The organism is Streptomyces calidiresistens, from assembly GCF_014141525.1.
GTDB classification, from domain to species: Bacteria; Actinomycetota; Actinomycetes; order Streptomycetales; family Streptomycetaceae; genus Streptomyces; species Streptomyces calidiresistens.
The window spans coordinates 1-2,659 of record NZ_VKHS01000741.1 but is presented as its reverse complement, the minus strand read 5'-3'; the positions used below and the strand labels follow the sequence as shown (position 1 = coordinate 2,659).

4 protein-coding genes are annotated in these 2,659 nt (G+C 74.7%); 3 read left to right on the top strand and 1 reads right to left on the bottom strand.

What is annotated here, in order from left to right:
- On the bottom strand, positions 1–319 hold a 319-nt coding region (locus FOE67_RS22205; protein WP_182666613.1), incomplete at its 3' end, for a PAS domain-containing protein.
- A 317-nt stretch (positions 320–636) separates the two neighbouring features.
- Between FOE67_RS22205 and FOE67_RS22200 the strand changes: the two genes are divergently transcribed.
- From FOE67_RS22200 to FOE67_RS22190, 3 genes are all read left to right on the top strand, one after another.
- Positions 637–1,137 (top strand): hypothetical protein, encoded by a 501-nt coding sequence (locus tag FOE67_RS22200; RefSeq protein WP_182666612.1) that lies wholly within the window; start codon positions 637–639, stop codon positions 1,135–1,137.
- Positions 1,138–1,217: 80 nt separating this feature from the next.
- Entirely contained in the window at positions 1,218–2,057 is an 840-nt protein-coding gene (locus tag FOE67_RS22195; RefSeq protein WP_182666611.1) for an endonuclease/exonuclease/phosphatase family protein, read from the top strand.
- Positions 2,058–2,175: 118 nt separating this feature from the next.
- Complete coding sequence (locus FOE67_RS22190) at positions 2,176–2,637, top strand: RrF2 family transcriptional regulator (protein ID WP_182666610.1); 462 nt, start codon at positions 2,176–2,178, stop codon at positions 2,635–2,637.
- Positions 2,638–2,659: the final 22 nt, after the last annotated feature.

Sequence of the window (2,659 nt, the reverse complement as noted above, 5' to 3'; positions counted from 1 at the left end):
TCAGATGTTTATAAGAGACAGGGGGACGGGGAGGCCCGTCCACCGCGCCGGAGTACAAACCGGCGTACGCGGCCCCGTCGTCCTCGCCGTCCCCCACGACGTCGAAGACGCCGGAGACGGGGAGGATGTCGGCCACGGCACGACCCCGGGCCTCCTCCCCGGTGCGGCCGAACAGGTGATGGGCCCCGGTGTTCCAGTGGGTGATCCTGCCCCGGTGGTCGGCCACCACCACGGCCGGCGGTAAGAGGCCCGGGGGCGCGGGGTCCGGATCGGCCCCGGCGGTGGACGCTGCGTTCGGAGGGGTGGGCTGGTCGACCACGTTGTCTCCTTGGCGGGCGGAGGGCGGCTCCCACCGTACGCCTCCGAGCCCGTCCCCCGGGAGCGGTCCGGCCGACAAAGATCATCGGAACGGTGCGCTCGTGCCGGCACGCGCCCCGCGCGCCCGGAGCGGGCTCCGGTGCCCACGCGGCGGAACACGCCGTTCCGGGGCCGGGGGTCGCACGGGGGCGCGTGAGGGTGCCCATCGGCGCCCGTGTTCCGGTGGCGTCGGGGATCGACTCGGGAAGTGCGGGAACGGTTACCCACCGTTCACACGGGACGAGGCCGGGCGGTCACCGGCGCCGGCACGATCCGGACATGCTCGGAACCACGTCCGGGGACATCCCGCGCACCTTCCGCGAGGCCTGCCGGGCCGCCGCGTGGCGGTGCCCGGGGGTGACCCTCCACGACATCATCGAGGCCCGCCCGTCGCCGGTCGGCGCCCATCGGACCGGCGCGGGGGGTGCGGCTCCCGGGATCGTCCCCGTCCGCGGCGTCCACACGGCGACGATGCGCGACGAGCGGGACCGGTACCGGGTGGTGTGCCACCCGGGGAGCGGGATGGTCGCCTTCACGGCGCCGCCGCGGGCCCCGGGGGCACCGCGGGAGTTCCGGGAGCCCCCCGCGTGGGCCGGGACGTTCGAGCGGTACGGACTGCGGGTCCTGGCACCGGAGGTGTTGGCCTTCCCCCTGGACCTGTTGGGCCCCGACGCCCTCGACGAGCGCGGACGTGCGGAGGTGGCCCGGCGCCGGTACCGCACCACGGGGGAACTGTTGTTCCCGACCGATGCCCCGGTCCCCGGCCTCGCCGGGCCCTGACCGCCCCGGTCCCGACCGGACCGTCCTCCCCGGGCGGCCGACGGGCCGGTCGGGACCCGGCAAAGCCGTACGATCGGGACGTGCGCATCGTGACATGGAATCTGTGGTGGCGGTTCGGGCCCTGGGAGGAGCGCCGCAAGGCGATCCTGCACACGTTGCGCGAGGTGGACCCGGACATCGTGGGCCTGCAGGAGGTGTGGCGGGAGGGCGGGGAGAACCTCGCCGCCCAACTCGCCGAGGAGCTGGGCCTGCACTGGGCCTGGGCCCCGGCCGGCATGCCGCCGCACTGGGGGAGGCGGATCGAGGACCCGAACCTCGGCGTCGGCAACGCGGTCCTCAGCCGGTGGCCGATCGAGGCCACCGAGGTCCGCGCGCTCCCCTCGGCCGGTGGGCCGGAGGAGGGCAGGGTCGCCCTGCACACCCGGATCGCCTCCCCGCACGGGGCGGTGCCCTTCTTCACCACGCACCTGCACTCCCCTCCCTTCGGCTCCGCGATCCGCTGCGAGCAGGTGCGGGAGTTGGCCCGCTTCGTCGGCGAGCGGTACGGCAACGGGCCGATTCCGGCCATCGTGACCGGTGACTTCAACGCAGAGGCGGATTCCGACGAGTTGCGGTTGTTCGGCGGCTCGCGGACGGCGCCGGTGGTGCCCGGCCAGGTGATGATCGACGTGTGGCGGTACGCCGAGCCGGGTGCGCCGTGGGCGAGTTGGGACCCGCGCAACGAGTACCTGCGGCATCCGGCGGTGTTCCCCTCCCGGATCGACTACATCCACGTCGGTCTCCCGGGTCCCCGTGGCGTGGTCGGGGTGCGTTCGGTGGGTCTGGCGGGCGACGGGCCGGTGGGCGGCGTCTGGCCCTCGGATCACCTCGCGGTGGTGGCCGACCTCATCCCGCCGGAGGAACTCCCGGTCCTGCGCTGACCCGCCGCCGGGCCGATCGGGGCGGAGACCGATCGGCCCGGCGGGCTCCCGCTCCCGGCTGTGACGCGATCACATCCCTTAACACACATACAAGATGCGCCTTTGATAGCCTCCGGGCGTGCGGTTGACGAAGTTCACCGACCTGGCGCTGCGTGCCGTCATGCGCCTGGCGGTCTGCGACGAGGGCGAGACCCTGACCACCCGGGAGGTGGCGGACGGCGTGGCCGTCCCCCACACCCACATGGCCAAGGCGATCACCCGACTCCGGCACCTCGGGGTGGTGGAGGCCCGCCGGGGACGCGGCGGGGGCCTGGCACTGACGGACTTCGGACGCCACGCCTCCATCGGATGGATGGTGCGGGAACTGGAGGGGGACGAGGAGGTCGTCGCCTGCGAGGGCGACCGCCCCTGTCCCCTGCGCGCCGCCTGCCGCCTGCGCGGCGCGCTGCGCGAGGCACAGGAGGCGTTCCACCGGGCCCTGGACCCGCTCACCCCGGCCGACCTGGTCTCCTCACCCACCGGCCCGGTCCTGCTGGGGCTGCCCCGCTCGCGCCCCGAGCCGCCCACCGGGCCCGACTGACCCGCCGGAACGCACCCACCCC

What these genes read in the sequence shown, in the direction of transcription:
- FOE67_RS22200 (WP_182666612.1), top strand. Translation starts at nt 637, where the DNA reads ATGCTCGGAACCACGTCCGGGGACATCCCGCGCACCTTCCGCGAGGCC.